The 19,617-nt window shown below is 46.4% G+C and carries 18 protein-coding genes; 2 read left to right on the top strand and 16 right to left on the bottom strand.

Annotated features, from left to right (window positions below; genetic code table 11):
* Nucleotides 1–7 precede the first annotated feature (7 nt).
* The 11 genes from R7V76_RS03900 to R7V76_RS03850 all read right to left on the bottom strand — a co-directional run bounded on the left by R7V76_RS03900 (nt 8) and on the right by R7V76_RS03850 (nt 12,346).
* Complete coding sequence (locus tag R7V76_RS03900; RefSeq protein WP_318091348.1) at nt 8–2,002, bottom strand: beta-galactosidase; 1,995 nt, start codon at nt 2,000–2,002, stop codon at nt 8–10.
* A 25-nt stretch (nt 2,003–2,027) separates the two neighbouring features.
* Nucleotides 2,028–2,813, bottom strand: a complete 786-nt coding sequence (locus tag R7V76_RS03895; protein ID WP_026829378.1) for a carbohydrate ABC transporter permease — start codon at nt 2,811–2,813, stop codon at nt 2,028–2,030.
* Nucleotides 2,814–2,826: 13 nt separating this feature from the next.
* A complete protein-coding gene (locus R7V76_RS03890) occupies nt 2,827–3,792 on the bottom strand; it encodes a carbohydrate ABC transporter permease (protein ID WP_114597049.1) in 966 nt (321 codons plus the stop codon).
* A gap of 74 nt (nt 3,793–3,866) precedes the next feature.
* Nucleotides 3,867–5,177 (bottom strand): ABC transporter substrate-binding protein, encoded by a 1,311-nt coding sequence (locus R7V76_RS03885; RefSeq protein ID WP_131503376.1) that lies wholly within the window; start codon nt 5,175–5,177, stop codon nt 3,867–3,869.
* Nucleotides 5,178–5,206: 29 nt separating this feature from the next.
* Nucleotides 5,207–5,689 carry a hypothetical protein gene (locus tag R7V76_RS03880; protein WP_318091347.1) on the bottom strand — a complete coding sequence of 161 codons (483 nt, stop codon included), beginning with the start codon at nt 5,687–5,689 and terminating at the stop codon, nt 5,207–5,209.
* A gap of 235 nt (nt 5,690–5,924) precedes the next feature.
* Nucleotides 5,925–7,052 (bottom strand): ROK family transcriptional regulator, encoded by a 1,128-nt coding sequence (locus R7V76_RS03875; RefSeq protein WP_318091346.1) that lies wholly within the window; start codon nt 7,050–7,052, stop codon nt 5,925–5,927.
* A 179-nt stretch (nt 7,053–7,231) separates the two neighbouring features.
* Nucleotides 7,232–7,936, bottom strand: a complete 705-nt coding sequence (locus R7V76_RS03870) for a hypothetical protein (protein ID WP_318091345.1) — start codon at nt 7,934–7,936, stop codon at nt 7,232–7,234.
* Nucleotides 7,937–8,055: 119 nt separating this feature from the next.
* Entirely contained in the window at nt 8,056–8,184 is a 129-nt protein-coding gene (locus tag R7V76_RS03865; RefSeq protein ID WP_318091344.1) for a hypothetical protein, read from the bottom strand.
* A gap of 87 nt (nt 8,185–8,271) precedes the next feature.
* Nucleotides 8,272–9,123 (bottom strand): MBL fold metallo-hydrolase, encoded by an 852-nt coding sequence (locus tag R7V76_RS03860; protein WP_318091343.1) that lies wholly within the window; start codon nt 9,121–9,123, stop codon nt 8,272–8,274.
* A 74-nt stretch (nt 9,124–9,197) separates the two neighbouring features.
* Nucleotides 9,198–11,867 carry an MMPL family transporter gene (locus R7V76_RS03855; protein ID WP_318091342.1) on the bottom strand — a complete coding sequence of 890 codons (2,670 nt, stop codon included), beginning with the start codon at nt 11,865–11,867 and terminating at the stop codon, nt 9,198–9,200.
* A gap of 35 nt (nt 11,868–11,902) precedes the next feature.
* Nucleotides 11,903–12,346 (bottom strand): MarR family winged helix-turn-helix transcriptional regulator, encoded by a 444-nt coding sequence (locus tag R7V76_RS03850; protein ID WP_318091341.1) that lies wholly within the window; start codon nt 12,344–12,346, stop codon nt 11,903–11,905.
* Nucleotides 12,347–12,493: 147 nt separating this feature from the next.
* Between R7V76_RS03850 and R7V76_RS03845 the strand changes: the two genes are divergently transcribed.
* Nucleotides 12,494–12,685, top strand: a complete 192-nt coding sequence (locus R7V76_RS03845) for a hypothetical protein (protein WP_318091340.1) — start codon at nt 12,494–12,496, stop codon at nt 12,683–12,685.
* Nucleotides 12,686–12,753: 68 nt separating this feature from the next.
* On the opposite strand, the gene R7V76_RS03840 is transcribed toward R7V76_RS03845, so the two are convergent.
* From R7V76_RS03840 to R7V76_RS03830, 3 genes are all read right to left on the bottom strand, one after another.
* The gene (locus tag R7V76_RS03840; protein WP_318091339.1) at nt 12,754–13,203 is read right to left on the bottom strand and encodes a universal stress protein; all 450 of its coding nucleotides are present in this window, start codon (nt 13,201–13,203) and stop codon (nt 12,754–12,756) included.
* Nucleotides 13,204–13,232: 29 nt separating this feature from the next.
* Nucleotides 13,233–13,682: a general stress protein gene (locus R7V76_RS03835; protein WP_318091338.1), complete on the bottom strand. Its 450-nt coding sequence runs from the start codon at nt 13,680–13,682 to the stop codon at nt 13,233–13,235.
* 78 nt (nt 13,683–13,760) lie between these two features.
* A complete protein-coding gene (locus R7V76_RS03830) occupies nt 13,761–14,489 on the bottom strand; it encodes a hypothetical protein (RefSeq protein WP_318091337.1) in 729 nt (242 codons plus the stop codon).
* Between the two features lie 114 nt (nt 14,490–14,603).
* Here R7V76_RS03830 and R7V76_RS03825 point away from each other — a divergent pair, with 114 nt between their 5' ends.
* Entirely contained in the window at nt 14,604–15,236 is a 633-nt protein-coding gene (locus R7V76_RS03825) for a FusB/FusC family EF-G-binding protein (protein ID WP_318091336.1), read from the top strand.
* A gap of 44 nt (nt 15,237–15,280) precedes the next feature.
* Here R7V76_RS03825 and R7V76_RS03820 read toward each other — a convergent pair whose 3' ends face one another.
* Nucleotides 15,281–16,801 (bottom strand): GGDEF domain-containing protein, encoded by a 1,521-nt coding sequence (locus R7V76_RS03820; RefSeq protein ID WP_318091335.1) that lies wholly within the window; start codon nt 16,799–16,801, stop codon nt 15,281–15,283.
* Nucleotides 16,802–16,992: 191 nt separating this feature from the next.
* Nucleotides 16,993–19,530 (bottom strand): ATP-binding protein, encoded by a 2,538-nt coding sequence (locus R7V76_RS03815; RefSeq protein ID WP_318091334.1) that lies wholly within the window; start codon nt 19,528–19,530, stop codon nt 16,993–16,995.
* Nucleotides 19,531–19,617: the final 87 nt, after the last annotated feature.

Genomic DNA, 19,617 nt, shown 5'->3' with positions numbered 1-19,617 from the left:
CTCCTCCTTACGTTGTCAGAATCAGCGTCTCGAGTGGGGCGAGCGTCACTGTTCCACTGTATGTCTCGTTCGTATTTAACTCTTGATAGGCAGCATCGAGCACAACGTCCCGGCTTGCTTTCGTATCGTGATTCATCAGGAAGAGAAAATCACGTGTTTCCCCGTGACGGCGGACAATCTCGACTTGATCCGGTGCTTCAAACGTTTGAACACCGGCATCAAGAAATGCTTGCCGGTAAATTGTATCGATCATCGCATCGTCGATCGATGCGCCGATATAGGTAATCGTTCCTTTGTATTCGTTGCGTGTCACGGCAGCGACGCCGTCATAAAACGTATCGCGGTAGACAGCAAGCGGTTCAGCTGTCGTCGGTGTAATCAAATCACACCAGAGACGGGCCGGTGAACCTTGTCCTTCGAAGGCACCAATCCCTTCCACCCGGTTTTCCTGCACGGCCTGCAACGATTCGTACTCATCGATTTCGATTCCTGCGTACGGTGCGAACTTCCCTGGCAACGTCAGTGGCAGGACATTGTTATGCGGATCCTTGACACCGGTCCGGTACGTAAAGATGACGTGTCCGCCCTGCTCCATATAATCAATTAACGACTGGTCAAACGTCGGATTCGTCAGGAAATACAGCGGAACGATAATTAATTTATATTGATCCAGTTTGTCCCCCGGGAAGACGATATCCGTCGACGCTTGACGCCGGACAGCACCACCATAGAACCGGACGAACTCGGTCCGGAAATCAAACGCATCACTGTGCGGCTGATGGGTCCAGGCCCAAACGTTCTCTTGATCAAAATAGACGCCAACTTCCGCCTGATAGCGGCTTGCATTGATCTCGTCACCAAACGTGTTCAGTTCAGTCATGATTTGTTTGACTTCATTGAATTTACGCTTCGGTTTTCCATCGTGATCGATGATCCCGTGGCAAAACTCTTCTGTTCCGAACAAAGCCGCCCGGAAACGGAAATAGACGATAGCTTCCGCACCACGTGCGACCGCCTGATACGTCCACAACCGGATGTGACCGGGACGCGGCAAGTAACCGATTTTACTCCAGCCTTGCGCGCCGCTGAGTTGCTCCATCACCCAAAAACCTTTCCCTTGTTTTGAGGAGCGGCAAAGGTCATGATCGCTCGCCATCTTCTCGAACCGGTTCGGTTCCGGCAATCCACCCCAGACCGGATAGTTGTCAAAGGCGACGTAATCAAGATCCTGTGCCATCTGCTGTTGATTGACGGCCATATCACTGTACACGAGGTTATGGGTAATAAAGGCATCCGGATGAATGTGTTCCCGGAGGGCATCGACTTGCAGTTTGTTGTAATGGTTGTAACCGTCAGCACAAAAGCGGTCGAAGTCGACGAGTAATGACGGATTATGTTCCTGATAGACTTTCCGCGGCACCGGGATCTGCTCCCATGCCGTATAGGTCTGACTCCAGAAGACGGTTCCCCATGTTTCATTTAACGCATCAAGCGTGCCATAACGGTTTTTGAGCCAAACCTGGAAAGCAGCCCGGTCGACATCGCTGTAGGAACGGTCTGATTTCTCATGGCCGTATTCATTGTCCGTCTGCCAGCCGATGACACGCGGATGTTTCCCGTACCGTTTCGCCATTTCTGTCGTGATGGCAACGGAAAAACGTTGGTACGTTTCGCTGTGAACCGTATAGTGGCGACGGGCTCCGAAGCTGATTGTCACGCCATGCTCGTCTGCCGGAAGAATCTCCGGATACTTGTGACACATCCATGCCGGTGGTGTCGCCGTCGGTGTCCCGAGGACGATATCAAAACCGGCGGCACTCAAGCGTTCGATGATATCGTCCCAAAACCGGAAATCGTAAACTCCTTCTTCCGGCTCCATCATCGTCCAGGCGAATTCCGCCAACCGAACGACGTTGACACCAAGTTCTTTCATCAATCGGAAGTCTTCCTCCCATAACGCACGTGGAGTTTGTTCCGGGTAATAATCGACGCCTAAATACATTGTGCTCCCCCTGACTCAAAACAAATTATTTTACTGCACCTGCCGTCATTCCTTTTTGGAAGAAACGTTGGAAGAAGATATAGAAGACCATTGTCGGTAAACTGATTAATACGAGTGACGCATAGATTTTCCCCGGATCACCGCCGAGCGCATCTTTGAAGAAGCTTGGTGCCATCGTGACCGTTTGATAAGCCGGATCCGTCATGAACGTCAAGACCATCAAATACTCATTCCACGAGTTGAGGAAAGCATAGATTAACGCTGTTGCCAGTGCCGGTTTCGCAAGCGGCAACATGACTTTAAAGAAGACTTCAAGAATCGTCGCGCCGTCAATGTACGCGGCTTCCATGAGTTCGTTTGGCAGCTCGTCAAAATATCCTTTGATCAGCATCAGACCGAACGGCAGGAAGAATGCGACTTCCGCCCCGATCAAGCCCCAGTGGTTATTCAGACCGTCAAACGACCGTAACGTGAAGAATAACGGAACGATCATGGAAGCGACCGGTAACATCAGACCGGCAAGTACCATGTTGAACAACAGACGTTTTCCGGCGAATTCGAGTTTCGAAAAGGCGAATGCTGCAAACGCGAGAATCGTGATCGAGATGATGATCATGAAGAAGGCGACGAAGAAACTGTTAAAGACGAATGTCGGGAAGTTCGGGTTTTGCAGCGTTGCGATATAGTTTTCAAATCCGTTGACACGTAAGCTCTCCTTGAACATGACAAAGATCGGGAACAGCCAGACGATCGAAGCAAGCATCAGGACGAGGTTGATTACCCAACGGCTTTTTTTAGATTCTACATTCATGGGACGTTCCTCCTTAGTTATCCATTTTCTTTTGAACACGTAACTGGATGTACGTAATCAGTAAAGCGATTGTCAGCAAGATGATGGCAACGGCACTTGAAAAACCGACTTCTTGTTGCAGCATCGATTTACGGAACAGGTACGTCGAGATGAATTCTGTTGAAGAACCGGGGCCACCGGCCGTCGTGATCCAGACCAGATCAAACGTCTTCAGACCACCGATTACACCGAGAATCGATAACGTGAACGTCGTTCCTTTTAAGTTCGGGAAGACGATACTCCAAAGCGTCCGGAAGAATCCGGCACCATCGATTTTAGCGGCTTCAAAGATTTCTTTTTCAATTGTCAGCATCGCCATGTAGTACATGACCATCGATGAACCTGTCCATTGGAAGATGTTGATGGCAATGACCGAGTACAACGCGATATCCGGATCACCCAGCCAGTTTTGTTCTAAGCTGCCGAGACCGATTGCCCGGAGAAATTCGTTGATGTAACCGAATTGGAAGTCATAAATTTGTGAGAACGCGGCACCGAGTACAACCGGACTCAGGACAACCGGGAAGAAGAAGACCGATTTCATGGCAGTCCGTAACGGTCCCTGTGTGTGCAGGAAGTACGCGAGAACAAGACCGATAAAGGCTTGAATCGTAACCGTTAAAATCGTGAAGATGAACGTGTTTTTAAGCGAGAGATAGAAATCCGGATCACGGAACATTTCCGCGTAGTTTTCAAACCCGACGAAGACTTTATCGAACGAAATCCCGTCCCATGAGAAGAAGGAGTTATACGCGTTATAGAAAATCCCGTAATAAATAAACGCGACGACAAACAGGACGATGGGTCCGACGAACGCCCAACCGACCATGTTTTGCTTCATTTTGCCTTTTCTTTTCTTTTTCGGAACGTTTGAACGGGGTGCTGGTTTCAGCGTTTCCGCTTTTGGTTTGATCGGCAATTCTTGTTGCTCTGTCTGCATAACGATTTCCCCACTTTCTTAATCTTAAAAATCAGGAAGTGGCACGCAGGGCGCACCACTTCACTGTATCGTTCTTATTTTTTCGATTGATCGGCTGCATCCTGAACACGTTGGAGTGCTTCTTTCGGATTTTGACCCGTCGCGATGTTTTGAAGTTCCTTACCGAGGATATCGTTAAGTTTTGTATCACGGATACCACGGCTTGCTACAGCTTTAGAAAGTGTTTCGTTCAGCATTTTGTACGACTCTTTTTCCCCTTCGGATGTGAAGGCTGCATCTGAATCAATTTTGACCTCTTTGATTCCCGGTGCCATTTCGAACTCGCCCATGTAGACTTCCTGTCCTTCACCTTGGCTCATGAAGGCAACGAACTCAGCTGCACCTTCTTGTTGTTTTGATTCTTTGTTGACGGCAAGCGCCATGTCGATTGATGCGATGATTGGTTGTTCTGTTCCACCTGCAAGGTTTGGAAGTGGTGTGAAGCCAAGCTCATCTTTGATTTTCCATTTGTCTTTTTTCTCAGCTGTCGTCATCGAGTGCGCTTCCCATGAACCGATGACCCACATTGCTGCTTTTTTATCGAAGAACTGGTTCATCCCGTCATTGTATGTCGCAAGTCCGAGTGCACCTTCTTGGAAGACTTTCTTTTCAAACAGATCTTGCCAGATTTGCGCTGTCTTGACCATCTCGTCGTCTGTCCATTTCGCTTCGCCGGACAAGACTTTTTGGATGTAACCCGGTGCTACCTGGTGGCTTAAGACGTTGTAGACATCGATATCGATCCAGGCATCTTTTGCTCCGAGCATCAACGGAATGACTTTATCACCGGACGCTTTGATCTTTTTGACAGCATCGACTGTTTCTTTGTAGTTTTTCGGTGGCGTCACGCCGTATTTATCAAGCATCGTTTTGTTGTACATCAAGTAGGCTTGACCCGTAAAGCCGATTGGAACTGCATATTGTTTGCCGTCAATCGTCGTTTGATCAATTCCGAGCTCGACGAATTTATCTTTCCATCCTTTGCCGGCTGCTTTATCCATGTAAGAATCGACCGGTACGACACGGTCTTTGTATTGTTGAATCATTGGTTCTTTTAAGCCGATGATGTCTGGTCCCTTACCAGATAACATCGCGACTTGAAGTTGCTTTTCGTAATCTTCACTGTACCGTTTGAATTCGACGACGTATTTGTCTTGTGATTTATTGAAGGCATCGACGACTTCCTTACCCGCTTCAGGCTGAGGTGCCCAACCCCACCAGGAAATGATGGTTTTTCCGTCTTTTGTTGTTGCCTGTTTTTCATCTTCGCCACCACAAGCGGCAAGTAATGCCGATAATGTCAGAACTGATGCGGCTGCAAGTACTTTGGTTTTTTTGAATTTCATGTGAGTGATCCCCTTTTGTATGTGAGTGGTCAAGCGTACTTTCTCAGCTGTTGCCCTTCAAGCTTTGCGTGTCGACACCATTGTTCGATGACTTCCATGCCAATCGGCATCCGTTGGAGTTGAATCAAGACCCGTGCAATCAGTCGCAGACGATAGTCAAGCGTGTCCACTTCCGGTGTCACGAACAGATAAAATTCTCCACCGAGCGTCAAACAACCGGCGGTGCGCATGTGTTGCATCAACACGCGTAGTTCAATGTATCCGTTCTCATTTTTTCGAAGATGAAGTTCTGAAGACCGAATCGTCAGTACCCCTTGTACGGACGACATTCGAAATTGAAAGACTCCATCTTGTCGTGGCCGAACGAGCACGCCGTCTTGATTTGCAGACCGCTTATCTCCCGGCTGTTGTTCCGTCATGTCTCCTGTCAAACGGTTCACGTAAAAGCCACGGATTGCTCCGTAACGCCCGAAAGCTTCACGGTAGGAAACCCATAAATCCTCTGTTTCCATCTGCGCGACGCCCCCTTCTTTCTGTTTCAGCTTAACCGGTCCCTGCCGGTCTGCATCCACCTCCACTAGTTGATGAAAACTTAGTAAATTAAATTTATTATCTAACTTTAAGAAAACTATAGCATATGCTGTTTTGTTTTGTAAACGGTTTCAAAAAATATTTTTTTCTTTGCTCTTTTCATAAAAAAAAGCTTGTTGGATCCGGTGAAAACACCGTCATCCAGCAAGCTGTGTTTTAAATGGTTTGAAAAATACTGTTTGTTGCGAGTGCCGCTGCACTGAGTGCCCCTTGTTTTTCACTCCAGGGGACCATTTTGACATCGGTTTCACGTGAAGCCGTCGTCAAGGCCGTGTGCTCAACCCGTTCTTTGATTTGGTCAACGATGGAAGGCGCCAGTTCAAACATCGGTCCTCCAAGTAAAATACGTTTCGGATTGATCAGATGAATCGTATTCAGGACACCGATTCCGATGTATTCGCCGGCCCGGTGGTATGCGGCTTTCGCATACGGATCCCCGTCCGTCAGACGTTTTCTCAGTTCCGTCAGTGTCTTGACTTGCGGGTCAATGGCTTCAAAATCACGCAACAACGCTTTTTCCCCAGCCAATGCTTCGAGACATCCTCGATTCCCGCAGGAACAGATAGGGCCGTCCAAATCAAGCCGCATATGCCCGACCTCACCTGTAATGTGATTTTCGCCGTCAATCAGCTTCCCGTCCAGGACATACGCGCCCCCGATCCCTTCTCCGGCATACAGGTAGAAAAATTGATCCACTCCGACACCTTCTCCGAATAACAATTCGAATGAAGCGAGAGCCCGGACATCATTTTCGATGAAGACGGGATAAGGAAAACGTTGCTCCAAATGTTCTTTTAACGCCACATCATGGAGATGAAAACGAGGGGCAAACAGAATCACTCCGGTCTCCGGATTGACCATCCCGTGAACGGATATTCCGATGCCATGAATCGTTCCGACCTGCTCCGTCGCCTCAATCAGTTCTTCACACAACAAAACGACAGCCTCCATTAATTCTTCGTTTGTATCAAATTTACCCATCGTTTCCACTTCGTGAATCGTATTTCCGCTTAAATCCGCGATGACTCCGATGAAACGGTGACTTGTCGCATCAATCCCGATGACATATTGTTCTTTTGCCACAAGTTCAAGCAAAATCGGCTTTCGTCCTCCGTTTGAGACGCCGAGTTCACGCTCTGTCACGAGTTGGTCGGCAATCAGTTCTCCGACGATATTCGAAACGGTCGGTTTCGTCAGTTTTGTTTGTTGTGCCAGTTCCACCCGTGAAATCGGTTGATGCATCCGAATCAAACGTAATACCAGTGCCCGATTGTAGGAACGCATCCACTTGGAATTTCGTGGCAGCTCTTTAACCATGTTCGTCCCGCATCCCTTCCATTCTTGTCTCTATTTCTATTCTCGCATATTTTGTAAGGGATTTCATGGTTACCTGAAGATTCGTTATGATTTAACTTTTCCGTCAACACCCGGGTCAATTCACACGATCTCATTGTGCTTTATAGTCACGCTTCATCATATGGTTGTTCGATGACAAGGACACGGCTTCCATCCGGATTTTCTGTCAGTTCCATTTCGATGATCGCTGTTCCGACTAACACGACGACCGGGAGATCCGGATCAGTTTTCCGGAAAAATCCGACATGTCCCTGATACGTGTCCATATAATCCGCGAACAAAAATGTGCCGTTGACATGAATCTCATCCTGACTCGGATTGAATTCCAGGTGAGGCACTCCAAAACGGGCTTCTCCGTTTAAATACAGCAAAGGTTTTTTTCCGATGACTTCACTTGATTCCCGCCGCATCTCAATCGCTCCTTCAGTCTCATAGTACAATCGATCGGTTCCCCTCGTCGCAATGACAATCGGGTTTCCCTGATATAAAACGATTTCTAAAATTTCATCCGCCTGTTCCACGTAATATCCGGTCGCGTCCGCCGTCGCAAAACTGATCGTGTAGAGTTGCATCCACGCGACGATATCCGAAACTTCAACCGGCTTTAAAAAAAGGGCGGATACGAGATGTGCACCTTTTTCAGTCATGACAAGATTGACATAGATATCCGCCAACTGAATTGTCCGTACTTGGGTTGAAGGATACGATTCATCATAGTTTGATACCAATACCGCTTCGTAATAATCATCCATCTCTCGCAATTCAAGTGGCGGCATACGACGATCAAAGTCGGCAATCTGGATGCGTTTCATGGGGAAGTGCCTCCTTTTTGTGAGTTCTCTTTTTGTCCTCAATTAAGGATTACCCAATATCTGGTTCGCTTGCACTCCCCTAAAACAAAAAAATCACCCTGCAACCCAGGGTGATTGAATCATTTCCAATACAATTGATACAGCAGGTATAGGGCAAACCCAATGACTAAAATGACAGTAAAGATGTTGGCTGTTCCGAAAAAAACACGGTTGGCCGTTTCGTTCCGATCTTCCGGCTTACGGTCCATCATGAGAACTCCTTTGCTAAAATCCATTTTTTTCTATCTTATACATAAGGAATTCTCGGGGTGACCGGAAAGGACCTGCTCGTTTTATTATTTTTTCGTACCGTTCGCGAAAAAGACAAGCGTTTCTTCTTCATCTGTCGTCAGTTCCCGTCCGACGAGTTCCCGGTACAGTCGTTGCATCCCCGATAGATGGCCTGTCGCTTGTTGCGTTACTTCAATGATTTGGCGTAAGATGTGCACTTCTTGCTCAAACGCCTCTTTGGTCATGGCTTCGCCGTGAGACCAGACATAATAATCCGCCTCATACGCAGCAATAGTATCCAACAACCGTGTCATCTGATCAACCGTATAATTCCACTCGGCTGAAAAAATATCCGCATACATCGCGTCCCCTAAAAATAAGACACGTTCTTCCGGAATGTAGACAATCGCACTCCCCGGTGAATGATCATTCTCTACTTGACGCAACAGACATGTCACGCCTCCGAGACTGATTTCCAGTTCCCCTGTAAAACGAATTGTCGGCAGGATGACTTCGATGTCCCGTTCCTTTCCGAACTCCAGCTTGATTGCATCGGCGCAAAACGGAATTTCAATACCTTGGCGGATCCGGTCTTCTAGTGCCTCATCCGACCATTCGTAATCGAGCATTTTTTGCATTTCTTCGACTGTCCGGTTGGTTGCAATCGTTGGTACAGCCATCTGTTTCATGCCAAATATATGATCCCAGTGCCAATGCGTTAATGCCACGAGATCCGGTCGTCTCAATCCGTGTTTTTCCACCTCATCCAAAAAGAGTGCCGCATGCTGACTTGAGTTTCCGGCGTCAATCACAAGACTCCGCTCATCCCCCGTAATGACGGCAACAATCGGCCGATCCGTTTCACTGACGGGCGTTTGATACCAGATCCGGTTCGTCAATTGTTTAAACTGTTGCATCTTTATCGCCTCCTGTCTCTAGTATAACGAAACAGCCCATCCGGATGATGACCGGACGGACTGTTTCGTGTGTATTACTTCTTATTCTGTTTTGGACGGAACGGCCACCAGACACCCTGTCCAAACGATACCGTGATCGCCGGAATCAGGAGCGGTAAGACAATCAATCCGTACAGGAGCAGACCTGTGATGACAATTGTAGCGATTTGAACCAGACTCAGCACACCGGACGGCATCATCGCGCCGAACGTTCCGGCAAGGATGATGGCCGCTGTGATGATGACGGATCCCATCTTCTTCATCGAGATATACATCGCTTCATTTGTCTCCAGTCCGTTAATTGTTTCTTCACGGAATCGGTCGAGCAGGAAGATCGAGTAATCAATCCCGAGCGCGACGAGCATGACGAATCCGAAGAATGGAACCGCCCAGCTGATGCCGTCATAACCAAGACCGTTGACGAAGATCAGTTCAGCAATCGATACCGACGTATAGTACGTCAACAGGAGCGAACCGATCATAAACAGCGGCATGATCAATGAACGGAACATGATCGCAAGGACGATGAACAAACTGATGATCATGATGACGACCGTCCGTGAAAAATCGGCTTTAGACGTATCATTTAAATCACTGTTGATGCTTGAGATACCGCCGTACGCAACTTGTGCCTGTTCAAGCGGTGTATCTTTCAGTGTGCTCGCTGTCGTTTTCTTGATGGCAGCAACCGTTTCGATCGCTTCCGGTGAATACGGATCATCATTCAGGATGACTTCGAATTTCAGACCGGTTTGATCATCAATCGTATAACGGTCAATGACAGGTTCGAAGTCTTTACTCGCTAAGGTATCTTTCGGAATGAACATCCCGGTACCGCGAATCGTTTTGGAGTTCCCCATCTCTTTCAGGAAATCGGCAGCTTCCGTTAATCCGTCTTCAATTTTACCAAGCCCTGCATTGGCAGATCCGACACCATCCGCCAGTTGGGTTAATCCGGTACCGAGTTGACCGGCTTGTGCACCTTGTGTTTCAATCCCGGTTGCCGCTTGTGCGATCCCCGTTTGAATTTGGGTCAATTGACCGGATAATGCTGTCAATGTCCCGACAGTTTGCGGAATGTTTTCCGCAGATTGTAACCCTTGACCAACAAGCGTTAACTGTTGATTGATTTGACCGAGACCGTCTGCGGCCTGCTGCAGCTGTGCTGCTCCTGCCGACGCTTGATCTCCGGCCGGAAGCTGACCACTGATAGTCTGTAAGTTGTCTTCTACAGTCTGAAGACCCTGTCCGACTTCACCGAGTCCATCTTTTGCATCCGTCAGACCGGATGCTACTTGTTTTAGTTGTTGATCGACGTATAAATCGTTGATCACTTCACCCGTTGGACGCGAAATCGAACGAACGGCTTTGACCCCATCCAGTTTGACGAGTTCACGGCTCAACTGTTCTGCATACGGAACTGTTTTTTCAGTCACGATGTTCTGATCGTCCTTCAGGATGATATTGACCGGCAATGACTCACCTGCACCAAAGCCGTCTGAAATGGCATTTAATCCTTTGACCGTTTCATATTTTGCACCAATCTCATCAACAGTATTGAACGACAGATCGTCATCATATGTGAACAAGGTCGGAATCGTCACGACCGCGACGATTGCCATCGCAAGTAAAGGACGACGAATCGATAATCCTCCGTACCGTGCCCACAAACGGCTGTCCTGGTGACTCGCCGCATTTTTCGACGGCCAGAACAGTTTCTCTTTTAACGTCGCCATGAAAAACGGCACCAGTGTAAAGAGAACCAATAATAAGACCGCAATCCCGACTGCAACGGCGACCGACGATTTAAAGATCGGGAAATCAGCAAAACCGATTGCCGAGAACCCGACGAGGACGGCAAGACCACTGATGAGCAGCGTCCGTCCCGCTGTTTTGTACGTGTTGACGATGGCTGTCTCGACATCGTGTCCGGCTGTCAATTCTTCTTTATACCGGCTGAGAAGCAAAATACAGTAATCCGTCCCGATCCCGAAGAGAATCGCAACAAGGAAAATCTGTGTGAAGTTCGAGACAGGGAATCCGAACCAATCGACGAAAAAGGCAACAAACGATTGACTCATTAAATACGTCACCCCAACAGCGAATAATGGAACAAATGGTGTGACAATCGAACGGAACACGATTAACAACAGACCAAAAATCAGACCGACTGTGATCAATTCCGTTCGTTTCAATCCTTCTTGTGAACTTTTATTAACATCGGCATTGATCAGTGACTCACCGGTCAGATAAATCGTCCGGTCGTCCGGTAAGAGATCACTCCGGATGTCTTCAGCGAGTGCCGTGATTTCTTCCTGCGAACCATCGACGGTAATCGGAACGAGGACCGTTTTTTTATCTTTTGAAATCAATTGTCCTTCCGTTTCCTTACTTTCAAACGGATCGAGAACTCCCGTCACCGGTTTATCCAATTTCTCCAAATCTTTGACGATTTGACCGATTTCGGTCCGATCCTGTTTCGTGACGGCTTCCTTTAACGGGATAACCAGCGAAATCGTTTCTTCACTTGCACCGGCTGCCTTTAAAATATCGGCTGCCCGTTGTGAATCCGTGTCACTCGCGAGCTGAATGGCACCCGCATCTTCTGCCTGTTTTGATAAGTTTGGTGCCGCTAAAAATAATCCGACTGTCGCAAGCAACAAGACGACTACGATTGGCCAACGCCATTTGACGATTTGTCGCATTCCCATTCCACCTCTTCTTTGTCTGTTTTTCTGAATTAATCTTCAATCTTTAAAATGGCTTTGACTTTTCGGAACGTCTCGATGAATTGTTTAATTTCATCATCGTCGACCTTTCCATCAATCAACTGTTCCAAATAACTGTAAATCGCTTGATCTGAAGCTTCGACGACTTCTTTTCCGGCATCCGTCAAAATAATCCGCTTGGTCCGGTGATCATCTTCTGAACGTTCGACCTCCACCAAGCCGTGTTCATTTAACTTTTTCAGACGATTGGAAATCGCACTTTTATGAACCCCTTGGATAACGGCAATCCACCCGGAAGCAATCGGTCCGTATTTACCGACCAGCTTTAACAAATGCAGCTGCTCCGGTGAATAGAGACGCCACACCGGTGAATCGACTGATTTCAAGACACGTTCCGTCCCATGAATCATCACTTCTTCAAATAACTGAACGGCTTCCCGAAGATTTTCTTTCATGATTAGTTTACCCCCTAAACTCATACCAGTAGTTTAGCCCCTAAACCAGATTGCGTCAACTCCAAACTGTCACAAATACTCTGACATTTACACCCAATTTTCGTTATGATGAAAGAGAGGATTCATCCGAATGAAGGAGGGCTGAACATGACCATATTATTTTGGATTGCTTTAGTAATCTGTGTACTTGGACTTATTTTTACGTTAATGGTCGGACAGAGTCGAAACGAAGAAACTTACAGCAACAGCCAGACAGCCAAAAACATGTCCTGGATGTATTTAGTTTTGTTACCGGTCATTTTGATCATCTTAGGAATTTTTTATTATTTATTGACTTAAAACAATCTGACAGGACATCAAACAGGCTGCTTCGATAGATGATCGAAGCAGCCTGTTTACGTTTTGATTCAGTTGAGTGTTTTCGGGCGAACGATATAGATATCACACTTCGCATAACGGGCAATGTTTTCAGAGACACTTCCGATCATAATGCGTTCCATTGCATTCATTCCGACAGCACCGCAGACAATCAGTCCCGCTCCGACACGCGGTGCGATGACTTTAGGAATCAGTGTTTTCGGCGATCCGCTTTCGATGACTAGTTCGACTTCCGTTACCCCTTCCTCGACCGCCCGGTTTTGATATTTATCGAGCAGTTCCTGGGCGTATTCCGTGACATTTTGATCGATGAATCGTTGATTCGCACGGACATTCGCAAAAGTTTGAATGTCGATGACATGCGTGATGACGAGTTTCGCTTGGTCGAGCTTTGCGAACTGGACGGCTTTTTCAAAAGCTAAATCCGCGGTTTTGGAGCCGTCGACTGCAACTAAAATCGTATGATAATGGCTATCCATCGTCGTTCACCCTTTCCACTCTGGCACGATTACAACATCCGGTCGTTTTCGTTCTCAAGTGCCCGGTTTTCGTGGTCAAGCTTCCGCTCGGCCTCGATGCCTTCCGGTTCACTCTCTAAAATACTTTGGGGCTCCGGTTTAGGACGTCTTGCGCCTTCTTCATCCGCCAGCAGAACGTAAGCCCCGTGTTTGACGCTCGCCACATGCCGTTCCATGTCGCCTTCAGCCAGTCCTAGGGATTCAAACGCTTCACGGGTCTCTTCATCCGTCACCGGCTTCCCTGTAAACCGTTCAAATAAAGTCCGTTTTCCCGAAACCAGCTGGGCTGCCGATTGACCGCGTAACATCGCCATATCGGTTTTATCCTGCAAGACGATATATAAATCTTCTTCCAGGTATCCGGCAAAGTGTAAATCTTCAATCTGACGAATCAAATCCGTCTCATTCTCATATGTTCCGATCAACTGCTTTTTCCCCATTGGTCATTTCCCCCTTTTATACTTCTATAAGGCATATACCCCAAAAAACCAAAAGCAATGACACCAACTGCCGCTTTCTTATGAAACGGGTCTTTTTTCTTCGGCAAACAGCCGGTCCCGTTTCCGAAAGACAAGAATGACCGCTGCCAGAACGGCAATCACACTAAAGACCGCCACCCCTTGCTGAAAGTCCGTCAACCGTCCGTTAAAGAACAGACCGACGTAATACCAAATCATGACGAGACCGAATACCCAATCGGTGTGGACGAAAATAAAAAATACGATGCCACAGGCAAATAAAATCAACATGATCGTCACCCACTCCGATGTCGTCAGTCCAAACAAATCTTCAAACCGGAAGTCACGCAAAATACGAAATGGTAAGATTAACATCTGGATGCTCGACCAGGCGAGAAATACGGAAAATGGAGAACGCATCCAGGGGGAACGGTTCGGATGATGTTGTACTTTCATATAGATGATACATAAACTGATAAACGAAATTGTCATTAATACAAGTTCCCACGGAGGACCGACGATACTGCTCGCTCCGTATCCGAGCATCGTCAATATAAACCAGCCGCTGATATCAAAAATTAATGTCCGGTCAGCCGGGTACGCTTGCACAGGCCGGATACACCAAATCAGCAAAGTCGTATAGACAACACCAAACACCGCATCTGTAAATGATGCCGGCATGATGGCAAGAGGCTCTCCCGTCGGCGGTTCATACCAGACGACACGTGCTAAAAGGACAAATAAAAAGCTGATTAAATTTAACAGGCGAAGTCCGGTCAATGCTTGCATTCCTGTACACCTCCTCAGGTATTTATTTCCCGGGTGTTACATGAAGAAAACAAAAAAATGCCGTTTCGCTGAAACTGATTTCGTGAATAAAGAATTACAAAGGAGCGATATATTATGGAACCTTTCATTCAACCATTTCAGTATAATTTCATCCGCAGTCAAGTCGACTCGATGATTCAACAGTTGGGCGCTGTCCATGACCCGGACGTCCGGGACGCTGTCGTCTACAGTGCCGCCAAAAAAATCTTTGATCTGCTTCCTGTTTTGACTGCTGAACAGGAGGAGTTGTTAATGAGAGTTCGGACCGTTCAAACTGAGGCGGATTCCGCTTTGTATCTTGAGGATATCCAACCAGTCGTCCGGTCCTTCCCGTCGATTACCGAGATCCAACTGCAACAACTGTTCCGAAAAACGAAGAAGTTACGACACCCGCCCCTTCACTCGATCGATTTTCTTAAGACAACCTATTTAAGTTGGAACGATACCGGGAATAAAAAGAAATTCTTCGTCTATCCATTGAACGGAGAATGGGTCGGAATCGAAGGAACATATCTGCCGACGATTCAAAAAGGCATCTGTACCATCTGCAATCAATACAGTGATGTCACTCTCGTCTCCGCCCGGACGAATCCATCCGCTGATCAATACCGGGCAATCGGAAACTACATTTGTATCGACAGTGACCATTGTAATGAGCAGGTGACCAGTCCGGCTGCTTTGGAGAAATTACTGGGTAAGATGAAATGAGTCAAAAAGAGTCCCCGACAGTTGTCGGGGACTCTTTACTTGATTCAGACTTCCACATGAAATTGATTTTTCCCGCGTCGTTTTGCCTCGTACATCGCAATATCTGCTTGTTCAATGAGGGCCGTCCGGGAAGTGGCATGCGTCGGATAAACCGCACCGCCAATACTTGCCGTCATGAAGACCGGCGTGTCCTGAAGAATGAACGGTCGTTCGAATAACTGAACGAGCTGTTGACCGCACGCTTCGATGTCCAATTCGTCTTTAACGTCAAACAACAGCAAAACAAACTCATCTCCGCCTTGTCGTGAGATGACTGTATTGTGCGGTAATTTTTTTTCGAGACGGCTCGCGATATCGATGATCAACTGATCCCCGATTTGATGGCCGTATGTATCATTGACCTGTTTAAAATGATCAATATCAATGAAAAACAGACCGACAAACCGTTGATGAACCTCCGCCCGGCGTAATTCTTCTTTAAACAGGCGGGCAAACAAATACCGGTTCGGTAAGTTGGTCAGCGCGTCATGATACGCCATATGTTCCATCTCTTCCAGTGCCTGTTCCAGTGCTGCCGTCCGTTCTTCGACTTTCGCCTCAAGATTTTCCCGCAACCGCTGATTGTCCATTACGATCCGAACCTGTCTTGAAATCAGTAAAGGAACCGCAATCATTAGACCAATCGTCAATCCATTCCAACTGACGGCCTGACGTGCCATCGTCACAAACAAAATCAACAGGAAAACATACGGTGTTACGAGACGAATCCCGTCGAGAATCCGCCGGTTAACGTTAAATCCAAGCGGCCGTTCATCGACATCAAACAACATGCCCGCTCCGCCAATCAATAAGACAGTCGCAAGCCAAATCGGATCGAGCCACATTACGGAAACCGGAAAATCGGTTCGATACAAAACGACATATAATAAATCCGCAATCAATTGCAGGTGAAAACCAATTAAAATCATCAATAGCGGGATACTGTTTCCTCGTTTCATCACACCAAAGAACAGAATCAGCATTCCACCGAGTAACAATAAATCACCTAACGGATAACGAAGTAACAACAGTGTCTCCATGCTGAACAGTTCAGCCTGTTCCAAGTACGGAGTGACAAGATAATGCCAGGAAATCGCACCTGTCACAATCAAAATAATTAATTCATCAAATAAGAAAAACCGCAGATTGACTTCTGAACGGCGACTGATTAAAAAATAACAAAAAGCCAGCAAATAAAATCCGATTTGCAGACTGAATACTAAGTCGATTCCGTCAAACGTTCCGGAACGTTCCAAATGTCGTTGCGCTGTAATCAGCTCTGCTGTTTCACCAATCGCTAAAGACATATTTCCGAATAAGAGGAGTAAAAACAGGCGTTGGGTGAAAGGACGATCCGGATGACGTCGCGTAGCTATAATCAACATGATCGTCGAGACAACAGCACCAAGAATCATGAACAAGCTGTTCCCTGTTCTCGAAAGGTCCGATGACGTACCGATGATTCCTAACCATAACGAGTGAGTCAGAACCCATCCGCCGATGATCGTATAGATTAGTTTATACATCGTTCACGTCCTTTCCTTTGTCCTAGTTCGTTTGTCCTATATAATTATCGGCAAATCCTGCTGTTTTTTAACTATCTTTTCATTATATTTAAATATTCACTGAACGTCTTGTATTTTTTCTAACTGATTGAAAAATTATTGTAAAACCAAAACAGGCACCGGTTGCCGAAGCAATCCGATACCTGTTTGGATTAGACATTTTCCAGTGCGTGCAATGGCAGGGCAACCGTAAAGGTACTTCCCTTTCCAACAGTCGATTCGACATGAATCACACCGTCATGTTCTTTGACGATTTCCTTACAAATCGAGAGACCAAGTCCCGTACCCCCGATTCGCCGTGTATCTGAATTATCCACACGGTAAAATTTATCAAACAGATGGGCAAAGGCATATTGCGGAATCCCGATACCGTGATCGGTAATCTGAATTGTTGCATTTTTTTGATCCGTGCTGACTGTAATGTCAACCTGTCCACCATCCGGTGAATACTTGATGGCGTTGTTGACTAAATTGTTCAGCAACTGCTTGATCCGTGTTTCGTCCCCAATAATCGCCGGTCGTTCTACACTCAACAAGTGAAGCTGAATATCGTGAAGACCATTTGACGCATTATAGACACCAATCACTTGATCGACAATCGAATATAAATCCAGGTGAGCCATTTGATAACGTTGTCCACCGGATTGCATCCGTTGAACATCGAGGAAATCGGTTACTAAATTCGACAACCGTTCTGTTTCATTATGAATCGTCGATAAATATTTCCGTTGTTTCATTGCATCAATCTCCCGATTGAGCATCAATTCCGTAAATCCGTAAATCGAAGACAGCGGAGTCCGCAATTCGTGAGACACTGTCGAAACGAGTTCTGTCTTCAGACGATCCGCTTCTGTTTCCCGGGTAATATCACGGATGACGAGGATGACCCCTTTCCAACCACCTTCAATATCGATTCGTTCGGCATATACTTCAAGATGTGCTGAATTACCACGGACATCAAATTGAACTTTATCCGGAGACACTTCCCCGGAACGTATCAAGTCCAAGTAATCGTTAAATCGTTCGACATCATCGACGATATTACGCATCACTTCAATCACATAACTGGCTGACGATAAAGTCCGGTCCCTCGTAAATTCGGATTGCAATTCTGGTATCAGCTCGAACAATGGACGGTTGACGTATAATTCATCATTTCCGTCTTCCAGATAGATAATCGCTTCTCGAATTGAGTCGAGTACCTGCTCGGTCTTTTGTTTTTCTTGTTTCATCTCGTCATATGAACGCGTCCGTAACAGGGATAAAGTCATCTGTTGCGAGAACTCACGCATATCCGCCACCTGTTGTGATTGATATGGAGACTGATAACGAACCATGTAGACGGCAGCCATCAACTGATGTGTCGATGGATCATAAATCGGCAAGGCAACTTCATACATACTGAAACTGTATGGTGTGTCGTTTGTCCGCGAAACCCGTTTTTCTGACTGAACGACTTTTGTCCCTAACCGCATCCGGTTCAATAAGGACTTCTCATCATCCAGCAAGGACTGAACCTGTTGTATCTTCATGCCGTTTGTCGTCGCACCGATATATACACCATTGTCATACAATAATAAAGCGCCATACTCGGACGACGTAATATCAAGCATTTTTTGAACAATCGCCGGGTACGATTCAACCGTTTCACGGACAGCAAGTGCTTCCGTTAATTCGCTGCGCATCTTCAGCTTCTCTTCATTTTGTTTCGTTGTCTGATACGCTTCTTCGAGTTCTTCTTGTTGCGATTGCAATTCTTCTTGTTGAGCCAATAATTCTTCACTCTGCGCCTGTAATTCTTCATTTTTATTCTGCATCTCTTCTTTATGCAGATTGGTCGTGATTGCCATCTGATTAAACGAGGAACGCAACATCCCAATCTCATCTGTCCGTTCTTCTAGGATATCTATCTCAATCGGTTCGTTTCGCGACAGCTTTCGATTATCCTCAATCAGGCGCAATAACTGTTTCGTCATTCGTTTCAGGAAAGGATGCACAAACAGCAAAATAAAGATAATCAGGACAAAGATACTCGAAATCCAGATCCACTTTGTCTTCGCAACTTCGCTTCGCAAATTGGCAACAGCCGTATCCTGCTGTTGTTGTAAATTGTCGCGGTATTCATTTAATGCCGAAGAAGCTTTTTCGATATCCGGTTCGACATCAATCGAACCGTCGGCCGTCTGCTTTAGTTGACCTTGTTCCACCAAGCGTTTGGCAATCGGTAAAGAGAACAAACTATCACCTTGTAAAAAATCTTCATTGATTTTGTTCGCTTTTTTCTCATTCACATACGATTGGGTCAAAGGAAACAAGGCGCCATAATACAAGTTATACATATTCGTCATTTGAGCAGCGAACTCTTCTTCTTCATCCGTTTTGGCTTTACGGGTAAACCAATCCGTTTCGCTTTTAATTTCGGTCCGCAACTCCTGGATTTCATCAAAACGTTCCTGGTTACCGAAAATGACAAATCCCCGCAAACCAAACTGGACGTTCTGCCAGCTATCCCATAAATGATCTGCGCGACGATTTTGTTCGCTAATGACTTCTAAGTTATCGCGTGATGATTCGATTCGATTTTCCATGTAACCGTAAACCAAAAATGAAATCATCGAAACCAAAAACAGTAAGACATAAAATACTGCCAATAATTGCCGTCCGATTCGTCTCCGAATCCAATTAATCATGAAATATCCTCCTCATCATCCGATTGGAATGATGCTTTTCTAAAAAATAATAGAATCAATTAAAAATAGCATATTTTCAAAAAAATA

The sequence above is a fragment of the Exiguobacterium artemiae genome (assembly GCF_033342815.1).
Lineage (GTDB): Bacteria > Bacillota > Bacilli > Exiguobacteriales > Exiguobacteriaceae > Exiguobacterium_A > Exiguobacterium_A artemiae_A.
The sequence above is the reverse complement of the archived record's forward strand: the minus strand, read 5'-3'. Positions and strand labels throughout refer to the sequence as shown.